This window comes from Chryseobacterium panacisoli (genome assembly GCF_008274625.1).
Taxonomy (GTDB): domain Bacteria; phylum Bacteroidota; class Bacteroidia; order Flavobacteriales; family Weeksellaceae; genus Chryseobacterium; species Chryseobacterium panacisoli.
This window is the reverse complement of record NZ_VTRU01000004.1, coordinates 1-19794: the sequence shown is the minus strand read 5'-3', so window position 1 is coordinate 19794 and position 19794 is coordinate 1. Positions and strand designations below refer to the sequence as shown.

At 36.8% G+C, this 19794-nt stretch carries 14 protein-coding genes; 9 read left to right on the top strand and 5 right to left on the bottom strand.

Features of this window, described 5'->3' with window-relative positions; translation table 11 throughout:
• Window positions 1–204 precede the first annotated feature (204 nt).
• The 5 genes from FW781_RS15690 (at window position 205) to polA (ending at window position 8379) form a co-directional block, all read left to right on the top strand.
• Complete coding sequence (locus FW781_RS15690; protein WP_149388305.1) at window positions 205–2700, top strand: ATP-dependent Clp protease ATP-binding subunit; 2496 nt, start codon at window positions 205–207, stop codon at window positions 2698–2700.
• Window positions 2701–2757: 57 nt separating this feature from the next.
• Window positions 2758–3624, top strand: a complete 867-nt coding sequence (locus FW781_RS15685) for a lytic transglycosylase domain-containing protein (protein ID WP_149388304.1) — start codon at window positions 2758–2760, stop codon at window positions 3622–3624.
• A 348-nt stretch (window positions 3625–3972) separates the two neighbouring features.
• A complete protein-coding gene (tssD, locus tag FW781_RS15680; RefSeq protein WP_149388303.1) occupies window positions 3973–4389 on the top strand; it encodes a type VI secretion system tube protein TssD in 417 nt (138 codons plus the stop codon).
• Window positions 4390–4858: 469 nt separating this feature from the next.
• Window positions 4859–5266 (top strand): type VI secretion system tube protein TssD, encoded by a 408-nt coding sequence (gene tssD / locus FW781_RS15675; protein ID WP_047424456.1) that lies wholly within the window; start codon window positions 4859–4861, stop codon window positions 5264–5266.
• A 278-nt stretch (window positions 5267–5544) separates the two neighbouring features.
• On the top strand, window positions 5545–8379 hold the full coding sequence (gene polA / locus FW781_RS15670) for a DNA polymerase I (RefSeq protein WP_149388302.1): 2835 nt from the start codon (window positions 5545–5547) through the stop codon (window positions 8377–8379).
• A gap of 159 nt (window positions 8380–8538) precedes the next feature.
• On the opposite strand, the gene FW781_RS15665 is transcribed toward polA, so the two are convergent.
• From FW781_RS15665 to FW781_RS15655, 3 genes are read right to left on the bottom strand one after another with little or no spacing between them, the layout of a single operon-like run.
• Window positions 8539–9099, bottom strand: a complete 561-nt coding sequence (locus tag FW781_RS15665; RefSeq protein ID WP_149388301.1) for a hypothetical protein — start codon at window positions 9097–9099, stop codon at window positions 8539–8541.
• Between the two features lie 6 nt (window positions 9100–9105).
• On the bottom strand, window positions 9106–9504 hold the full coding sequence (locus FW781_RS15660; RefSeq protein WP_149388300.1) for an immunity 22 family protein: 399 nt from the start codon (window positions 9502–9504) through the stop codon (window positions 9106–9108).
• Window positions 9505–9514: 10 nt separating this feature from the next.
• Window positions 9515–10072 (bottom strand): YdeI/OmpD-associated family protein, encoded by a 558-nt coding sequence (locus FW781_RS15655; protein WP_149388299.1) that lies wholly within the window; start codon window positions 10070–10072, stop codon window positions 9515–9517.
• Window positions 10073–10219: 147 nt separating this feature from the next.
• Here FW781_RS15655 and FW781_RS15650 point away from each other — a divergent pair, with 147 nt between their 5' ends.
• Complete coding sequence (locus FW781_RS15650) at window positions 10220–10867, top strand: MgtC/SapB family protein (protein ID WP_149388298.1); 648 nt, start codon at window positions 10220–10222, stop codon at window positions 10865–10867.
• Between the two features lie 41 nt (window positions 10868–10908).
• Here FW781_RS15650 and FW781_RS15645 read toward each other — a convergent pair whose 3' ends face one another.
• A complete protein-coding gene (locus FW781_RS15645) occupies window positions 10909–11397 on the bottom strand; it encodes a copper resistance protein NlpE (RefSeq protein WP_228720213.1) in 489 nt (162 codons plus the stop codon).
• Window positions 11398–11673: 276 nt separating this feature from the next.
• Between FW781_RS15645 and FW781_RS15640 the strand changes: the two genes are divergently transcribed.
• The 3 genes from FW781_RS15640 to FW781_RS15630 all read left to right on the top strand — a co-directional run bounded on the left by FW781_RS15640 (window position 11674) and on the right by FW781_RS15630 (window position 15959).
• Complete coding sequence (locus tag FW781_RS15640; protein ID WP_149388297.1) at window positions 11674–13812, top strand: S46 family peptidase; 2139 nt, start codon at window positions 11674–11676, stop codon at window positions 13810–13812.
• A gap of 72 nt (window positions 13813–13884) precedes the next feature.
• Window positions 13885–14886, top strand: coding sequence for a polysaccharide deacetylase family protein (locus tag FW781_RS15635; protein ID WP_149388296.1), 1002 nt, complete (start codon window positions 13885–13887; stop codon window positions 14884–14886).
• A complete protein-coding gene (locus FW781_RS15630; RefSeq protein ID WP_149388295.1) occupies window positions 14883–15959 on the top strand; it encodes a GNAT family N-acetyltransferase in 1077 nt (358 codons plus the stop codon). Before FW781_RS15635 ends, FW781_RS15630 begins: the two co-directional genes overlap by 4 nt.
• Window positions 15960–16045: 86 nt before the next feature.
• Here FW781_RS15630 and FW781_RS15625 read toward each other — a convergent pair whose 3' ends face one another.
• Complete coding sequence (locus FW781_RS15625; RefSeq protein ID WP_149388294.1) at window positions 16046–18913, bottom strand: M16 family metallopeptidase; 2868 nt, start codon at window positions 18911–18913, stop codon at window positions 16046–16048.
• Between the last annotated feature and the right edge of the window lie 881 nt (window positions 18914–19794).

The following is a 19794-nucleotide window of genomic DNA, read 5'->3' as shown; positions in this document are numbered from 1 at the left end:
TAAAAAACAAAAAAACACTGTTGTTACTTCTCTAATTGAAGAATTAACTATCTTTATCTCGTTTAGAATAAAATAATTAATTTTAGCTACACAAAATGAAGAACTTTTGATTCTCTGATAAACAGGGATGAAAAATACGGATCAATACCATCAGATCTGTACATTAACACAGAACGCAAATATATTAATATAAGAAAATTATAAATGGGAGTACTAGTAACCAACGAAACCGTAAAGCAACTATTTCACATTGCTCAGTCGATAGCGAAGGAAAATTATAATGGAACCTATGGAGGCCCGCATATTCTGCAGGCTTTAATGCATAAAGATATCGGACTTAATGAATTTCTGAAAAGCATAGATAAAGATCCCGGTTATTTTTATGAATGGGCAGATGTCCGTATTGAAGAATACCCTAAGACAAATCACCTTCCTGATGAAGTTGGTCAGGATGATGCCATAGATACCCTTATCGAAGAAGCAGACGATATCCGTTTAAAATTGGGATTAGATGAGATTACTCCCATCTGTATTCTTACGGCAATTGTAAAACCACAGGTGGTATTCTCCCTTCAGCAGCTGAAATCACTTCCGCTGAGAGAACATGAGATATTTAATCTGTATAGAAAAGATACACCGTTTACCGTTTCAGAAGATGGTGATTTCTCCTCATTATTTTCAAATGGTTCAGACTATTCAGATTCTTCCTTTCCTTCCATTAAAAGCTATTGTGTAGACAGAACGGCACAGGCGAGAAAAGGAGAAATTGAAAATATCATCGGTAGAGATAAAGAACTCAGAATGCTGGTAGAGATTCTTTGCCGCAGAAGCAAACCCAATGTAATCATCATCGGGGAACCGGGAGTAGGGAAGACAGCATTGGTAGAAGGATTTGCTACTGAAATTATCAAAGGAAATGTTCCTGAAATGCTTAAAAACGGGACCCTTTTAGAACTGGACACAGGAGCATTACTTGCCGGAACTTCCTATAAAGGTGAAATTGAAGACCGCCTGAAAAAAGTCATCAATGAATGTAAGAAAATTGAAAAAGCCATTCTTTTCATTGATGAAATTCATACCCTTTTAGACCCTAAAGGAAGCATCGGAAATGTTGCCAATCTTTTGAAACCAGAGCTTGCCAGAGGTGAAATTACCGTAATTGGAGCTACAACCCAGGAAGAGTATAGAAAAATTATAGAGCCGGAACAGGCTTTCAATCGTCGTTTTGAAGTATTAACCGTACATGAGCCGGATGAAAAGACCTGCGTGAAAATGATTGATGTACTTCTTGAAGGTTACAAAAAACACCATGGTATTGAAGTCGAAAAAACAGCAATTCCGGAATGTGTACGTTTGGCTAAAAGATATGCAAAAGGTAAAAAATTACCCGATGCAGCTATTGATTTATTAGACAGAACAATGGCAGCGATCAAAATGCTTGATGAATTGTCTGAAAAAGAACTCAGCAGCTGGAAAGAAAGCTATGATGCTATTTTAGAAGAAGAATATGCAGACAGTAAAGATAAAGCAGACGAATTGATCTGGACTTATAATCTTCTAAGAGACAAAATAAGCCCAATCCTTTGGGGATCGCTGAGTGAGCAGCCTGCCATTGACAATTCTATGCCGGTAGATCAGATTCAGCAGATTATTGAAGATACTTATGCCGAACTTCTGCAGCATGCTGCGAAGAAAAGAGAAAAAGTAGACCGGCTTGAGCTTGCAGCCGTAATGGCCGCTAAAACCAATATACCAATCGGAAAGATCCAGGCTCAGGAAAAAGAAAAACTCCTGAATATGGAATCACTTCTGCTGAACAGAGTAGTAGGACAGGACCATGCATTAAAAATCCTTTCCGACGCTATTGTTGAAAACCGAAGCGGGTTGAATAAACCAGGGCAGCCCATTGGATCATTCTTCCTTTTGGGGCCTACCGGAACCGGTAAAACAGAGCTGGCAAAATCAATGGCAGAATTACTTTTCAATGACGAAAAGGCAATGGTGCGCTTTGATATGTCAGAATTTAAAGAAGAACATTCCGCAGCTTTATTATACGGAGCGCCTCCAGGATATGTGGGATACGAAGAAGGAGGTATGCTTGTCAATAAAATCAGACAACAGCCCTATACCGTTGTTTTATTTGACGAAATTGAGAAAGCCCACCATTCGGTTTTTGACGTATTCCTTCAGATTATGGACGAAGGAAAAGTTCACGATAAACTGGGTAAAGAAGGAGATTTCAGCAATGCATTGATCCTTTTTACCTCCAATATCGGAAGTGAAGAAATTGTAAAACAGTTTGAAGAAGGAAAAATTCCGGAATCATCTTCACTGATGCAGATTATGTCAAATTCAGGACGATTCAGACCTGAGTTTTTAGCAAGAATTACAGAGATCATTCCTTTTGCACCGATTACAGAATCTATTGCAGAAAGAATCTTTAATATTCAGTTGAAATCACTTCATACTTCATTAACAAGATTGGGAATTACCTTAAAGATCAGCGATGATGCAGTAAGAAACCTTGCATTAGGTGGATTCAGCAGCAAATATGGAGCAAGACAGATCTCAGGAGTCATCCGTGCACAGCTTGCCAGACCGATCTCTAAAATGATTGTTAGAGAAGAAGTAAAATCCGGCCAGACCATTCATGTAGATTGGAATAAAGATGAAGAAAAACCAAGCTGGAAAGTAGATTAATTAGGAAGCGGAAGGGCAAAAAATATATTTGCCTTTTTGCTTATAAATACAAATAAAATGAAAACCATTGTCAGAAATATTTTTACAGGCTTACTATTGTTAGGAACTGTTATGAGTGTAAACGGGCAGTTTCTTGCCGCTTCCGATACTTCGGAAAGCAGTGTGAAAAAATATAAAGGTATTATTAATGCCAACAAAGATCTTGTAGAATTTATTGAACAGTTACTTCTTCAGAAAGGGCTTCCCAAACATTTAAGAAACCTTGCACTGATAGAATCTCATTTCGACAGAAATATCACTTCCGGAGCCGGAGCAGTAGGAATATGGCAATTCATGACAGCCCATGCTAATCAATACGGACTTACGGAACAAAATCGTACCGATGTTTATAAAAGTACAAAAACAGCTGTTATCTCATTAGCAAATCTCTATAAGAAATATAACAATTGGGTAACCGTTGTAGCAGCTTATAACTGCGGTGAAGGAAATATTGCCAAAGCCATGGAGGCCGCAGGCTCCACTCAATATCACGAATTCTCTAAATACCTTCCTGGTGAAACCATTAACCATGTGAAGAAATATCTCAATGCATGCTATGCTACCGGAGAACTTCAGAGTGTTTTAAGTAACTACAATTCTTCAAGGATCAACAAAATTTTCTTTGAGGACGGAAACAGAAGAGAGATGACTGCTGCGCTTTCAGAAACGGAAATCAATGCAGGATTCAACCTGAAAGTTGTTGCTGATGAACTTAATGTAGACATGGATAAAATCCTCACCTGGAATCCCGGTATCGTAGAAGAACTGCAGAGAAAAGGAGAAAGTCCTTTCTATCTTCCGGTTGACCTTATGCCGGATTTTCTGTTAAGAAAAAATAAAATATTGGTTCGTTCCATCAAAGAAGGAGCAAGTACCCAGCAGTAAATCACCTCAAATACAAATAGAAAAGCAATCAATGTTCAGTTGGTTGTTTTTTTATACAATAACAGATCTGTTAAAAAAAGCTAATTTTATATTAAACAAATCTTAATATTTCTCACTCAGGTGGAAAATTTTCTTTTTTGATATTATTTTTCAATAAGTTGAAATCCTTTGCTGGTAAAGTTTTAAGCAGGAGTTTTAAATCCAATGTCGTAGAATTACGACAAGAAATCGTAGAACTACTACAAATTTTCAGATTTCTATTCAAAAGCTTTTTTTAGCAGAAAAGAGCTTCTATCTTTGCTAAACAATCACCGAATCACAAAATATTAACGATCAAAATTTACAATCATGGCAGAAAGAAATTCAAGAGGAATCTTAAAATTCAACGGAGGAGAAGGACAGAAGCTGTTAAAAATGAATTACAGTGTATCCAGATCTACAGACGTATCAGGACGTGTAGCATCAGACCCTTCTAACGCATTGATCAAGGTTACAGTAGAAGCTACTGAAAAATCTGACATCCTTGAAAGCTTGTTAAACGGTAAATACAAGCCTACAAAAGGAGAAATTACGTTCAACAAATCTCATGAAGAAGGAACATTAATTACTTTGAACTGGGAAAACGGATACGTAATCCAGCACGAAGTAGACTTCGATGCAGTAGACAGCAACAGTATGCTGATCAGCTTCGTAATCAGTGCTGAAACCATTGACTACGGTACTTCTCAGTACGCTGGACTATGGCCTTCAGCAGGTACTAATTAAGCCTATTCATCATCTTAGTAAAAATAAAATTGGTACAGAACAGTACACTCATCCGGGTATACTGTTCTGTTTTTTTATATAAGATCAAGCCGTTTATGAAACCGCAATGAAATCATAAATATTTTCTAGTCTCAACCTGCGCATATTTATGCTGAATAAATAGAACCTTTTTGATATCCGTAAAGTCATCTTTTTAGCATTTTATTTCTCTTGTTGGTGTAATAATTGATAAAATTTTCTTTTTTCCTGATGATATTTAATCCATTTATTTATAATGCATTATGTTTTGTTTTAAATCTTTTATCGTAGAATTACGACATGAAATCGTAGAACTACTACACCAAATCGTATAATTACTACACTTTTTCATATTTCTGTTCAAATGCTTTTTTTTCAAAACCAGGGGAGCTATCTTTGTTATATAATTATTGAATAAACAATTTATTACTAACGATTAAAATTTACAATCATGGCAGAAAGAAATTCAAGAGGAATCTTAAAATTCAACAACGGTGAAGGACAGAAACTGTTAAAAATGAACTACAGTGTATCAAGATCTACAGATGTATCAGGACGTGTAGCATCAGATCCTTCTAACGCATTGATTAAAGTAACTGTAGAAGCTACTGAAAAATCTGACATCCTTGAAAGCTTGTTAAACGGTAAATACAAGCCAACAGTAGGAGAAATCACTTTTAACAAATCTCACGAAGAAGGAACATTAATTACTTTGAAATGGGAGAACGGATATGTAATCCAGCACGAAGTAGATTTCGACGCAGTAGACAGCAACAGTATGCTGATCAGTTTTGTAGTAAGTGCCGAAACAATTGACTACGGTACTTCTCAGTATGCTGGATTATGGCCAGGTAAATAATCCAATACAACTTAAAGAAAAAAGGAACAGTATACCATTGGTATGCTGTTCCTTTTTTTATCCATAATATAATTAATAACCATCTATAAAAAATAAAAAAGTTCAGACAAATTCTATCTGCCAAATGCTGAATATTGCTTCAAAAGTAAATACCATTACAAAAAAATTCTCCAGCGAAGCAAATTGACGACTCACAATTCATCATCTGAACCCCGAATCCCTTCCCCGGACTACCAACTTTTACTCCTATTTTCTTATATTTGTTCATTATTCAAAATATGGACGCAACACAAGATAAAAGGCTGTTTCTCATCGATGCCTATGCGATGATTTTCAGAGGATATTACGCATTAATCAGGAATCCGAGACTCACCAGCAAAGGATTGGATACTTCTGCTATCTTTGGTTTTACCAACTCTTTGATCGAATTGATCAGAAGAGAGAAGCCTACCCACCTGGCAGTAGTTTTTGATGTAGGACAGGCTAGTGTAAGAACTGATGACTATTCAGACTACAAAGCCAACAGAAGTGAAACCCCTGAGGCGATTAAAATTGCTGTTCCATACATCCACAGAATTCTTGAAGCTATGCATATTCCACGCCTGGGAGTGGAAGGATATGAAGCAGATGATGTAATAGGTACCATTGCGTGCAAAGCAGAAAGAGAAGGGTATACCACTTTTATGGTAACCCCCGATAAGGATTTTGCACAGCTGGTTACCGATAAAATTAAAATTTATAAGCCAGGCTTAAAAGGGGGTGATATTGAAATTCTGGGCGTTGATGAGGTAAAGGCAAAATATGAGATTGAAGACCCAAAACAGGTTATTGATTTTCTTGCCATGATGGGTGATGCGGTAGATAATATCCCCGGACTGGAAGGGGTAGGGGAGAAAACTGCAATGAAATTCCTTAAAGAATTCGGAAATATTGAAACTTTACTGGCCAATACCGATAAGCTGAAAGGGAAACTGAAAGAAAAAGTAGAAGCTTCCGCAGAACGTGGTATTTTATCTAAAAAATTAGCAACCATTATCTGTGACGCTCCTGTAGAATTTCATCAGGAACAATATGACCTTGAAACTCCGGATTTTGAAAAAGTAAAAGAAGTCTTCGATGAAATAGAATTCAGAAGACTTTATGAAAATCTTTACAGAGCTTTTGCACCTGCTCCAACAGAAACAGTGGTGGTGAGCGAGGTAGAAGTAAAGCAGACTCCAGCCGGCACAGAAATAAAAGGACAGGTGATGCAGCTTGATCTTTTTGCCAATTTTGAAGAGCTGGAACAGGCTACTTCTACAAAATCTACTATTGAGCAGAACGATCATCTTTATCAGTTCATCGACAATCCGAAAGCTCAGAAAAAATTAGTTGATAATCTGTTGAAGCAAAAGGTTGTTTGTTTTGATACGGAAACTACTTCATTAAATGAACTGGAAGCAGAATTGGTGGGAATGAGTTTCTCTTATAAAAAAGGGCTTGCTTATTATATTCCGCTTTCTGAAGACAGAGCCGAAGTGTTGCAGACGTTAGAGATTTTCAGACCGTTTTTTGAAAAAGAAGATCTGCTGAAAATTGCTCACAATCTGAAATACGATTATAAAGTTTTAAAACAATACGACATTACTGTAAAAGGTGCAATGTTTGATACCATGATCGCCCATTACCTGCTGAATCCGGACGGAAGACACGGTATGGATTACCTTTCAGAAGTATACCTGAACTATAAACCGGTATCTATAGAAACCATCATCGGAAAAAAAGGTAAGAAACAGGGCAGCTTCAGAGATGCAGATCTGAGAACACAGACAGATTACGCCGCAGAAGATGCGGACATCACTTTCCAATTGTATGAGCTTTTTGCACCACAGCTGAAAAAAGAGAACCTCGAAGACCTTTTCTACAATATTGAAATGCCTCTGATGGAAGTACTGGCAAAAATGGAATTGGCAGGTATTTCTCTGGATGAAAAATGGCTGGCGCAGGAAAGTATAGATCTTGAAAATGACCTGAAGCAGTTAGAAGCCACAATTTTTGAGCTTTCGGGCGAGGAATTCAATATGAATTCGCCAAAACAGCTGGGAGAAATCCTGTTTGAAAAGATGCAGCTGGATCCGAAAGCCAAAAAAACAAAGACGGGGCAATATGCAACTTCAGAAGATGTTCTTCAGAAACTCAGTTCAAAACATGAGATCATCAAGCATATTCTGGAATACAGAACCTATCAGAAATTAAAATCAACCTATGTAGATGCTCTGCCATCACAGATTGATAAAGACGATAACAGAGTACACACCAATTTCTCACAGACTACAGCCGCTACAGGCCGTTTGGCGAGTGTAAATCCAAACCTGCAGAATATCCCGATCCGAACCTTAAGAGGACAGCAGATTCGTGGAGCTTTTGTTTCAGGAGAAGGGAAAAAGATTATTTCTGCCGATTATTCGCAGATTGAACTTCGTTTAATCGCTGAAATCTCGGGAGAAGATAATATGATCAAAGCGTTCCAGGACGGAGAAGATATTCACGCTTCCACCGCAGCGAAACTCTTTAAAATTCCTTTGGAAGAAGTTTCCAAAACTCAGAGAAGCCAGGCTAAGACTGTAAATTTTGGTATTATCTACGGACAGGGAGCTTTTGCATTGGCAGAACAGACCGGATTATCCCGTACAGAGGCTAAGCAGATGATTGAAGCTTATTTTGAAACCTATCCAAAACTGAAGGAATACATGGCTGAACAGGTGAATAAAGCACGTCAGATGGGCTATGTGGAAACTATTTTAGGAAGAAAACGTCATTTAAAAGATATCAATTCCAATAATTTCGTGGTAAGAGGTCATGCAGAAAGAAATGCTGTAAATGCACCGGTTCAGGGAAGTGCTGCGGATGTTGTAAAGCTTGCAATGATTAAAATAGACAGAGAAATCATTGAGCAGCAGTTAAAAACAAAAATGCTGCTTCAGGTACATGACGAATTGATATTTGAATCACCGGCAGATGAAATTGAAGCCGCTTCAAAACTCATCAAAACTGAAATGGAAAATGCCTTAAAAACACAGGTTCCGTTGTTAGTAGAAATTGGAGTAGGAGACAACTGGCTGGAGGCACATTAATCAATACTGTCAATCATACCTTAAATAAAAAACTTCCGTCTTTTGGGCGGAAGTTTTATTTTTTATTAGAATTAGGATACCTCTATTTTTCTACAAAATTATATGCATTATGAATTGATTGCCGTTTGGCCCAATATACGTATTGATATTCAATATTCCTTAATAGAGATAATCACTTTTGAAAGCTTCAAGTTTTATTTGCAGATCCTGTTTTATCTTCTCATTAATCGTTACCCATTGATGAGAATTATCAAGTTTGAAGTCTTTGTATACACCTAGTAATTCCTCAAAATTAGCTTTAAAAAGATTTAATTTCTCAAGTATTCCGTTTTCGAAAAGTTCAGTATATTCATCAAACCGGTAAAGAAGAAACTGTTCTTCAGTGGTAAGCTGTTCTTCGTAAGAAATATGGGTGGCAGTTTCAAAGATATTTTTTAAAACAACTTTATCCTCATGCAGCAGATGATATAAAATTCCTAATACAGCTCTGGATGTGATTTCTGAATCTGAATTAAGGACATTCTTGTTTAAGATCTGTATGATATCGTGTGTATTTGCACAAGTGGAAAGTTCAATGAATACATATTCAGATTCATTCTCAGATGCCAATATAGAATCGACCCAGCTAATGACCTTCTCTTTTCTGATCACACCATAATCTAAAAGGATTACAAAAACCTTCAGCAGATTCCCGTAATCCTTTATTGAAGCTCTTTTCATTGAAGGCTAAATACTATATTCTATTTCACCCACATAATGCAGCGAAAAATCGTCATTTTCTACAGAAACAGGATTAGGAATTACAAATCTTGTTGCAAAAATGATGGCATTCACTGGAGTATCCAGACTTAGCTCATTCAGTTTATTTTCCAGGATTGGAAGCCATTGGTCAGCATAAGAGTATTCTGCAAACTTGTCATAAAGTCCAAGATTTTCATCCTCAAAGCCGTATTCTATAAAGTCATCATCAAACCATTTGATGTTTTGTGATTCTGCGAATTTTGAAACATACTGATCGTCGGTTTCTTCCTCTATATAATAATTTTCATCCTCTTCTACGAAACTATAAAAATCTTCTTCATTCTTGAAATACCCTAACCAGAAGTGTGAAATTTCTTTATCCATAATAATCTTTTTATTCTAATCTTTTTGATTGTTTACTTGTATCAATAGCTTTTTCAAGCCGTGAAAGCCTTGTCTTTTCCTGTTTGGCACTCATAATCCAGTGTATGATCACCTTTTTATAGGAAGGAGCCTGGCTTTCAAAAAATTCCCAGGCAGCCTGATGATCCGTAAACTGTTTTTGATAAACAGGATCAAGAGTAACTTCTGCTTTTTCATGGGAATAAATTCCGGATTTGTTCTCTTTTCTGAGATCAAATGCTTTTTGTCCTGCAGGAGTCATCAGCCCTGCTTTGGTGAGCTCTTCAACTTTCTTTATATTGATATTGCTCCAGATACTGGAAGATTTTCTTGGCGTAAAACGTATAGAATAACTTTCGTGATCTATTGATTTTCTCACACCGTCTATCCAGCCAAAACATAAAGCCTGGTCTACCGATTCAGACCAGCTCATAGAAGGTTTCCCACTTCCGGTTTTGTAGAATCCCGTTAAGAGTTCTTTCTCATCTTCATGGTGCTTCTCAAGCCATTTTCTGAATGCTTCTTTTGTCGGAAAAAATGTAGGTTCCATAGCTCCTTTACCTGCCGTTTACATTTAATCTGTAATATTACGAAAGTTTTCAGTCAAATAAAACCTTCCTGCCCTTAACAAAGTTCAATGATAATCCCTAAGATAAATTTTTTATTGTAATTTTATTCTACATTTAAATTATAAAAAATGGATTTTCTTCAGGACCATTACGCTGTCAAAAATGAATTGCTGCTTATCCTTATTTCTGTTATTTTAGGACTGTTCATTGGTGCTGAACGCGAATATCGTAATAAATCTGCCGGGCTCAGAACCTTTATACTGGTTTGTTTTGGGGCCTGTCTCTTTACAATTCTTTCTATAAAAATAGGTGTTGAAAATCCGGATCGTCTTGCTGCCAATATTATTACAGGAATCGGATTTCTCGGAGCAGGGGTGATTTTCAAAGGAGATAATAAAATTGAAGGAATTACCACAGCAACTACTATTTGGGCAACGGCCTCTATTGGAATGGCAGTGGGTTCCGGATATGTCTATATTGCATTGTTGGGAACTGCTTTGGTATTAATTATTTTGAGTGTATTGACTTATCTTCAGAATTTCATTGATAATTATAATAAAGTAAGGGAATATAAAATTGCGTTGACGGATTCCGCTGATATTCAATATTGTGAAAACATCTTTAAAGAACATCACCTGAAATATCTGATGATCAAACAGCAGTATTCGCCGGAAAGTCTAACTGTTATCTGGCGGCTAACCGGAAAAAACACCCATCATGAAGAAGTCATCAGACGTCTGGTAGATGATCCGAAAATCAAAGCCTATCAGTTTTAGAAGATATAAAAGCAAAAAAATAAAGGCCGAAGCCTTTATTTTTATTTTTTCTTGAATATATAGAGATCCTTGTTGGGACCATCAATTTCTTTTCCTTCCATATCCAGCTGGATCAGCATATTTTCACCCACTTTGTATTTATAGCTGGCAGATTTTCCTTTTAAAGTGATCATGCTTCCCGTAGAATCCCATGTGAAAGAGCCTTTATCCTGATTCTTTGAATTTCTGTCAAGATATTCTTCAGAAATGCTGAATGTTTTATCATTATTCAATGTTAAAGAAGTCTTGATTCCCGGACAGTCAGCGCAGGGAACTGTCGCTTCATAAGTACCGGCCCAGTCCAGTGCATTTTCAGAAGTGTCACCAGCTGCTGTCGGCGTCGCTTTAGTGATACTGTCTGTAGCAACGGGTTGAACAGCTGTAGCAGAATCTGTGATTGTAGCGGTTGTTTCAGTGGTTTCTTTTTTAGAACATGAAGCAAGAAACAAGGCTGCTCCCATTCCCAACACAAGCATTTTGCTTTTCATCATAATAATTAATTTAAATAGGTTTTTAATAGTAAAGTTACTTCCAATCAACAAAAACTAAGCCAGAGGGGAAATAGTGAAGGGTCAATGTTAATTTGCTTCGCTTGTCAATTTTAATGTATTTAGTTCCGTCTCGTCATAAACATTCACCATTCACTTGCGAAGCAAAATTGACTATTCCCGGTCAATGTTTTCAAAAAAGACCTCAGAACAACTTTTCCGGCCATTTTATAAGGTCTATTCTTATTTTTCTTTGTAAATTCGGGCAAAATTTTGATTATGACAAAAAAGATACTTTTATCTGTATTTCTTTTGCCGGCTGCAATGGCATTTGCACAACAATATGGAGGAATGTGGATTCCTACAGAGCTGAATGAAAAGGAAATGAAGGATTTGGGAATGAAGATTTCTGCAAAAGATATTTTCAACCCTCAGAAACCAAGTATAAAGGATGCGGTAGTACAGTTTAACGGCGGATGTACTGCAGAAATTATTTCGCCTAAAGGACTGCTTTTAACCAATCATCACTGTGGTTTTGGTCAGATCCAGGCGCATTCTACTGTTCAGAATGATTTACTTTCAAACGGATTCTGGGCAAAAAATACACAGGGAGAACTTCCTAATCCGGGAGTGAAAGTAGATTTTATTGTAGATATAAAAGAAGTTACTGATCAGATTTTAGAAGGGACAGATAATCTTACAGAACCTGAATTGACTAAAAGGATCAACAACAATATTGAGGTGTACAAAAACTCTCAGAAAATTGAATCTTACCAGTCGATCATGGTAAAGCCTATGTATTATGGAAACAAATACTATGCTTACACCATCGAAACGTATAAAGATATCCGTTTGGTAGGAGCTCCGCCTCAAAGCATCGGGAAATTCGGAAGTGATACAGACAACTGGGTTTGGCCTAGACATACAGGAGATTTCTCTATGTTCAGAATCTATGCAGATAAGAACAACAGACCTGCGGAATATTCAAAAGATAATGTTCCTTACGTTCCGAAACACTACTTACCGGTTTCTATAAAAGATAAAAATGAAAACGATTTTACTTTTGTATTCGGTTTTCCGGGAAGAACTACAGAATATCTTCCTGCGGTAGGAGTAGAAAAAATCATGAAGGATATTGATCCTGCAAGAATTGCGGTACGTGACGTTGCTTTAAAAACATTAGACGAAAAAATGCGTGTTGATAACGAAACACGTATCAAATATGCTTCAAAATATGCTTCTGTAGCAAACTACTGGAAAAAATGGATCGGTGAAGTAGAAGGATTGAAAAAATCCAATGCTGTAGAGAAGAAAGTAATGTATGAAGGTTCTTTAGTGGCTAAAAATCCGGAGATCAAGAATACTTTAGACCAGTTGAATAAACTTTATAATGATCAGGCTCCTTATGCATTAAACAATGCTTATTTTACAGAAGTGGTAAGAAATGCTGAGACTTTGAAGCTGGCTGGTGATTATTATGACTTTGTAGCTTCTGTAGAAGCGGGAAGAATGGATGAAAAGGAACTTACAAAGTTAAAAACAAAATTAACCTCTTTCTACAAAGATTACAGTGCAGAGCTTGATGCTAAAGTAACCGCCAAATTATTGGCTTTATACGTTAATAAAACAGCGCCGCAGTTTTTACCGGCAGGGTTCAGCAAATACAAAGATGAAAGCCCGAATATCCCTGTAATAGAAGATATGTCTAAAAACTCTATCATTACAGGAAGAACTGCTGTGAATGGAGGAACATTAACGGCTGATATTGATAAAGCGTTTTCTAACCAGGATAAATTGATCAAAACTTTAAAGAAAGATCCTATTTACCAGCTGTATGTTTCTATGAAAGAAACGTATATGAAAACTGCAGATCCTCAGTATATCTCAATGCAGACAAAAATTGATGCTTTACAGAAAAAATTCATGGCACAGCAGATGCAGACGGATAAAGACAGAAAATTCTTCCCGGATGCTAACTCAACGCTTCGTGTAACGTATGGTAAAGTAAAAGGATCTGCGCCAAGAGATGCTGTTTCTTACGGATACCAGACTCACCTGGCTGGTGTAATGGAGAAATATGTTCCAGGAGATTACGAATTTGATGTTCCAAAGAAACTGATTGATCTTTACAACAAAAAAGATTTCGGAAATTATAAAGATAAAACTGGTGACGTCCCTGTAGGATTTACTGCAACCAACCACACAACAGGAGGAAACTCAGGAAGCCCTGCTCTTGATGCCAACGGAAATCTTGTAGGACTGAATTTTGACAGACAGTGGGAAGGTACAATGAGTGATATCAACTATGATCCGCGTTTCAGCAGAAACATCATGGTAGATACAAAATATATCCTTTTCATCATCGAAAAGTTCGCTGATTCAAAGTGGCTTATTGATGAAATGAAGATTATAAAATAATTTTTAAAAGTTATACCTTTAAGAATCTATTTAAACTGAGTTTTGAATAGGTTCTTTTTTATTTTAAATAAGATGAAAGACAGGATTATCAATGTTTTGGCAGCTTTTGAATCTGGTGATATCGGGAAATCTTTTCCGCTGGATTACTGTTTGCCGCTTTATCACAGTGTCTCAGACAGAGAGCTTCCCCATATAAAACATGTGATCCGTTATAAGAATACAAAACAGTTTGAAGAAGATCTGGATCATCTTGCAAAGAACTTCCGGTTTGTAAGCTGGCAGGAGTTTAAGGATTATATATCCGGGGATTTTAAGCCTGAGAAAAAAATCGCCCTGCTTACTTTTGATGACGGTTTCAGAGAATTTTATGATGTTGCTGCTCCTATTCTGGAACGAAAAGGAATTTATGCCTGTAATTTTGTAAACCCTGCTTTCATAGATAATAAAGATATGATGTTCAGATGCAAGGCCAGCCTTCTTGCGGATGCCGTTGAAAAGAACAAAACTATACATCCTGAGGTTTACCGCATGTTTTCTCTTGGCAGCCACGCAGAGAGAGAAACTTTGCAAAAGAATATTTTACAGGTAAATTATCGGGGAAAAGATCTTCTGGAAGGGCTTGCTGAAAAGCTTGAAGTGGATTTTAATGCTTATTCAAAAGAATATAAACCCTATTTAAGTACAGAAGAGCTAAAAGAACTTACCAGGAAAGGTTTCGGAATCTCTTCTCACAGCTGGGATCACCCTAAATATGGAGATCTGTCTTTGAAAGAACAGATGGAAACTACAAATAAAACTTTTGCTTATTTGAAAGACAATAATTTCCTCTATGAAAGTTTTGCATTTCCGTTTACTGATTTTGAAGTTCGGAAAGACTTTTTTGATGAACTCTTTAAAAATGAAGAGATCTACTGCAGCTTTGGCTGCGCAGGGGTAAAACTGGATAGTGTGAAGAGAAATTTTCAAAGAATTCCAATGGAGATGGGGGAGAGCGGAGAACAAATATTAAAAAAAGAAACGGCTTACTTCAAACTGAAAAGACTGATTAATAAAAATACCATTCTGAGAAAATGATAGCGCTGAAAACATTCAACAGAAAAGAACTGGAAGATTTTATATCATCCGGAACATTTCTGCAGTATGATTTTCTTCCTATTACAAAACATCGTGCGCTGTCACATATTCAGAACCCTAAAGCATCAGAAGAAGATACTCTTCTTATTCTGGCATTCTTTGAAGAAAAACTTATTGGTTATGTTGGGTGTTTCCCGGACAGTATTACTATTGATGGAAAAGAAATCCAGTATGCCTGGCTAAGCACTCTATATGCAAATCCTGAATACAGAAAAAAAAGACCTGCAAAAGCATTGTTGAAAAAGGTTTTTGAAGAATACGAAGGGCGAATTGCCATTACCGAATTTACCAAAGAAGCAGAAGCCCTTTACAATATTATGGGTGTTTTTGAATATGTTTTTCCTAAAAAAGGGAGGAGATATTACTTCAGAACGGATGCTGCTAAAATGATTCCTGAAAAAAAACCGGGAACACAACCATTGAAGCCGCTTTTTCAGTCTTTGGATACGGCTGCCAATTTGTTACTCTCCATAAAAAACTTACCGGTACAGAAACCGGATTTCAAATATGAAGTCCTTCATTGTATTGATAAAGAAAGTGCTGATTTCATGACTGAATTTTCAGGGGTGCGTAATGCAGATGAAATCAATACTTTTATAGATAATCCATGGGTGTTGGAAGGAAAAAAAGATGAAAAGTATTTCTTTTCAAGCTTTGCGGATACATTTACATACTTTTGGATTAAGATTTTCGATCAGAATAATCAAATCAAAGCCTGCTTCCTGTTGCAGCTTCGCGATGGATACCTCAAAATACCTTACCTCTTTTCAGCTTCTGATTTAGCTGAGGTTGTCCGGTTTTTAAATTATTTCATCGTTACCAATAAAGTGAAAGGATTTACAAGTTATCAAACCAGACTGAATGAGGCAATACAACAATCAAAAATATTTTCTTATATCTATAAACGCGATTTTAAAAGAGAATATTTGTTTCATCAACAGCTGTTGGAATTGCTTCCTGACAATTTTAATCCCAATTATCAGGATGGAGACGGAGATTGTATGATGACATAAGTAAATGATGAAGGGGCATTGATCCATTATTATTTATCATTTATAAAAAACAAGCCGCCCGATAATTCTATCGGGCGGCTTGTTTTTTAATGTCCAAAAATATCTTTCAGACTTACTTCTTTAAATGTTCCCATTTTATTGACGGCTTCCATATTCAGATTTTCTTTTTTACCGATAATGGCGGTGTTAAAATCTATGGATTTGACTTCTGTCTGATAAAAATGTCTGATATCTTCAAATTTCAGACCCTGGATCTGCGTGTAAATATCTTTCCTGAAATCATGATAAATATTCAGCTTCTTCAATCTTAAGGTGTTGAAAAATATATTATTTCTGGTGACCCTTGTTGAGGCGATCTGTTTCATTGCAGCATTTCTGGCGTTCTCAAACTGAATAGGCACTTCGGGAAGTTCATTCATCAGTTCATTCAGCGTATCCACAGCAATCATGAGTTTGTCAGGCTGAGTCCCGATATAAGTCGTTACATAATCCGGATGGTTGAGTTCCGAGTTGGCCGCGTAAGAAACATAAGCAGAATAAGCAAGACTTTTACTTTCACGGATTTCCTGGAAAACAATTGAAGATAATCCCCGCCCAAAATATTCATTGAATACATTGATCTTTCCAAAATGAAGGGGGTTCACCATATTTCCTTTTCCAATCTTACTCATTTCCATCTGAACCATATCATAATTGATGAAATTTACATTTCCTCCGGTGGCAGGCTCCGGATATTGTTTGGCTTCAGGGATCTGAAGACTTTCAGTTTCTATATACTGACCAATATACCCCTTGAAATTCTCAAAGTTTTTACCATAGAAAAATACCTGATAAGGGTATTTGAAAAGCTTTTTCATTCTGTCAGTGAAAACTTCAGAATTGCTGCCTTCAAGTTCCTCTTTGGAAATAATATCTGTAAAACGTGAGTGAGCACCCAATTTTGTATAATTGGTCAGGGCTGTCATAATACGGTTTTTGTCTTTCTTGATGGCCTGGCGGTTTTCCAGTACAGTTTCTACAAACTGATTATAAATTTCCTGGTCTGGTTTTACATCATGCATCCAGTGCTGCAGAAGAGCAATCCCTTTTTCTATATTTTCTTCCAGTCCGCTCAGAGAAATGATCAACTGGTTATTCGTGGTTTTGAAATCATTACTGATGCCGATTTTAAAAAATTCCTTTTTTAAATCTTCAGGCGAAAGAGTATCCGTACCCAGGTATTGCAGCAATTGAGTGGAAATTCCTAAATCTCTGTCATTGTCACTTCCAAAAGGAAAAATGAAATGCAGCTGTGCAATATCATTATACTTATTCTTGACGAAGCTTAATTTCTTTCCGTTAAGCTGATCAGTGGCAATCTCTTTCTGATAATCGATAAATTCAGGCTTAATATCCTCCGTTTTATCCGTTAAAATCTCTTTTAAAAACTCAGACTGGGTATCACGGTTAATTTTAACGGGTGTAATACCTGGATTCTCAACTCTGATCAACGTGTCATTAACGCCTTTTTCTTTATTGACAACAACATAATTTTCCTTGAAAAAATCCTTGGCAAAATTCACTACATCTTCTTTTGTAAAAGCTGCGTATTCATCCATCTCATTCAGTTCCTGCTCCCACGTTATCCCTTTTATATAAGAATCATACAGAGTGGTAGCAAGCCCTTCTGCTGTTTCAAGGCCTTTCATTCTCTGAATTTTGAAATCATTGATGATGGCTGGCAGCATCCAGTCCGGGAAATCGCCTTTCTTTATCAGTTCAATTTCCTCCAGGACCATGTTCTTTACCTCCTCAAGAGTTTGTGTTTCCTTAGGAACCGCTACAATAGAAAAATAGCCATATTGTCTTAACCCTACAGAAAATGCCTGAGCCCAAAGCATTTTTTGAGTCTGATTGATATGCAGATCCAGTAATCCGGCTTCACCTCTGTTACTAAGGATATTGGCAACAACATCTGCAAGCATGGCATCCCTTGTTCCGTAGCTTTCTGTTCTCCATGCCAGTTGAGTACGTGGAGTAGTAGGGCTTTTCACTGTTCTTGTTACAATTTCTGTAATAGGTTGTTCAATAATCGGTGTCTTTTGTGGAAGCTCTTTATAAGGTAAAGTGCCGAAATATTGATCTACTAATTGAATGGTCTCTTCAAAATCAAGATCACCAACCAACACCATAGCGTAGTTATTAGGAACATAATACTCATCAAAGTACTTGTGAATAGCCTTCATAGAAGGGTTTTTCAAATGCTCGGGTCTTCCCAGAGTTGTCTGTTGGCCGTTAGGATGCGTAGGGAAAAGAGCATCCATCAATTCATAGCTTACAAGTCTTGTGTCATTATCCTGAGCTCTGTTGAATTCTTCATATACAGATTCCAATTCCGTATGAAAAAGGCGAAGCACAATCTCAGAAAACCTTTCCTTTTCTATTTTCAGCCACTTTTCAAGTTCGTTGTTCGGGATATTGTTCTTATATACTGTTTCATCAAACCAGGTATGCGCATTCGTTCCGGTAGCTCCCAAAGAAGAAATGGCTTTGTCATATTCATTGGCAATAGCATATTGACTGGCTTCCTGAGAAACTTCATCAATCTTTTTATAGATCTCCTTTTTCTTTTCAGAATCCTGTTGTGCTTTATGCTCTTCATACAACGCTGAGATCTGGTCCAGAAGTACTTTTTCCTTTTCCCAGTTTTGAGTCCCGATTTGTGAAGTCCCTTTAAACATCATATGCTCAAGATAATGGGCCAATCCTGTATTATCAGCCGGGTCATTATTGCTTCCGGTTCTTACAGGAATAAAAGTCTGTATCCTCGGAGCATCGAAGTTTTGAGCAAGAAAAACTTTCAACCCATTTTTCAAAGTATAAATTCTGACGTTATTTTCGTCATGTGTTATCGTAATATATTCGTAGTGGTTTTTATCAGTATGAACCGTTTCCTTATATTTTCTGTCTGTCATATAAAACTCATTTCACTCCTTAGAATCCGGAATGCACTACAAATGTATGAAATCAAAAAAAATGTTAGCCGCTTTTTATCACTATTACATCTATTGTTGTAGTTGAAAAGGTAAATCATAAGAATGAAATACCCATTGTAGAAAGGAAATGAAGGCTGCTACTTGTAATTTATTTTTATAGAATATCTTTCATACTATATAATAGGTATACCTTTACTATACATTATTATATATATGATCTTTTTCAGGAGCATTTTCCTGCTATCCATTCATACTCCTCGCGCCCGTGCTTTCCCACATCCAACCCCATTCCTTTCAAAGACAAGCTGCGGGGTACCCATTTCTATCAGGGCTAGGGGTGAGACGAATTATAAATTATGAGTTATGAATTATGAGTTGTGAGCTCCGAGGTTCGAGTTGCGTGTTCTGGGGTTTGTATTATAAAAACAAGCTCATTATGTTCAATAGAAATGATTTTACCCTTTTTCATCAAAAGTTCTCCATGATCATCTGTGAAAATCCGTGTCCTCTGTGGTTAAACCAATATTATTCAATAGGAACGGGCTTTAGCCCGTTTTCATCAAGCATTCCCCCTTCCTCCGGCTTTAGCCCAACTTATTTTTCATCCTATATAGTAGAATGTATCTTTCATTACCCATTACCCATTACCCATGATTCCCTTCACGCTCAAACCCTCAAATTCTCCCACTCTCCAACTCTCTTACTCGGAATCCCAAACATTTGTTTAAAATTTTTCTCCCTGCGTTCCAGCGGATTAGGGATTAATATTACGTAAAGGTAAAATTTATGTTAAATAAAGTTGTTTTGCGTTGTTATAAGTTGCTATCTTTGCCCCACTGAAAAACGAGAGAGATTCAGTA

Coding starts and splice junctions, on each gene's coding strand:
- tssD (WP_047424456.1), top strand. CDS start 4,859: ATGGCAGAAAGAAATTCAAGAGGAATCTTAAAATTCAACAACGGTGAA.
- FW781_RS15660 (WP_149388300.1), bottom strand. CDS start 9,504: ATGGATAAAGAAATTTCACACTTCTGGTTAGGGTATTTCAAGAATGAA.
- polA (WP_149388302.1), top strand. CDS start 5,545: ATGGACGCAACACAAGATAAAAGGCTGTTTCTCATCGATGCCTATGCG.
- FW781_RS15655 (WP_149388299.1), bottom strand. CDS start 10,072: ATGGAACCTACATTTTTTCCGACAAAAGAAGCATTCAGAAAATGGCTT.
- FW781_RS15665 (WP_149388301.1), bottom strand. CDS start 9,099: ATGAAAAGAGCTTCAATAAAGGATTACGGGAATCTGCTGAAGGTTTTT.
- FW781_RS15645 (WP_228720213.1), bottom strand. CDS start 11,397: ATGATGAAAAGCAAAATGCTTGTGTTGGGAATGGGAGCAGCCTTGTTT.
- FW781_RS15685 (WP_149388304.1), top strand. CDS start 2,758: ATGAAAACCATTGTCAGAAATATTTTTACAGGCTTACTATTGTTAGGA.
- FW781_RS15640 (WP_149388297.1), top strand. CDS start 11,674: ATGACAAAAAAGATACTTTTATCTGTATTTCTTTTGCCGGCTGCAATG.
- FW781_RS15690 (WP_149388305.1), top strand. CDS start 205: ATGGGAGTACTAGTAACCAACGAAACCGTAAAGCAACTATTTCACATT.
- FW781_RS15635 (WP_149388296.1), top strand. CDS start 13,885: ATGAAAGACAGGATTATCAATGTTTTGGCAGCTTTTGAATCTGGTGAT.
- FW781_RS15650 (WP_149388298.1), top strand. CDS start 10,220: ATGGATTTTCTTCAGGACCATTACGCTGTCAAAAATGAATTGCTGCTT.
- tssD (WP_149388303.1), top strand. CDS start 3,973: ATGGCAGAAAGAAATTCAAGAGGAATCTTAAAATTCAACGGAGGAGAA.
- FW781_RS15625 (WP_149388294.1), bottom strand. CDS start 18,913: ATGACAGACAGAAAATATAAGGAAACGGTTCATACTGATAAAAACCAC.
- FW781_RS15630 (WP_149388295.1), top strand. CDS start 14,883: ATGATAGCGCTGAAAACATTCAACAGAAAAGAACTGGAAGATTTTATA.